The organism is Tabrizicola sp. YIM 78059, assembly GCF_004959785.1.
Taxonomy (GTDB): Bacteria; Pseudomonadota; Alphaproteobacteria; order Rhodobacterales; family Rhodobacteraceae; genus Tabrizicola; species Tabrizicola caldifontis.
The window spans coordinates 1-458 of record NZ_SJZH01000072.1; the positions used below are offsets into that span (position 1 = coordinate 1).

Annotated in this window: 1 pseudogene; it reads left to right on the forward strand. The window is 60.5% G+C overall.

Annotated features, from left to right (window positions below):
• Positions 1-458, forward strand: a pseudogene (locus tag EZM81_RS18090) (integrase core domain-containing protein); the annotation flags it as partial.

Consider the following 458-nt stretch of genomic DNA (forward strand, 5'->3'; position numbering starts at 1 on the left):
CGGACACATTCGGTGCCTGTCGCAAGTTCCGTATCCTGGCAGTGAACGACGATTGCTGCCGTGAGAACCTTACCCTGATCGCCGACACCAGCATCTCGGGGGCCAGGGTGGCGCGGGAACTTGATGCCTTGGTCCGGATCTATGGCAAGCCCGCCTGCATCGTCTCCGACAACGGAACCGAGTTCACCAGCAAGGCCATCCTGAACCGAAGGTCCGCGAAGCGAAATGGGCGAACGACAACAAGGTCGAGTGGCATTACATCGACCCGGGCAAGCCACCGCAGAATGGCTACATCGAGTCGTTCAATGGCGGCCTGCGCTACGAATGCCTCAATGAGGAGTTGTTCGACAGCTTCGCCGACACAAGTCGAAAGCTGGCCCTTTGGCGCTACGACTGCAACAACGTCAGGCCGCATTCATCGCTGGGCAGCAAGTCGCCAGCAGAAGCGCGCCGGGCGC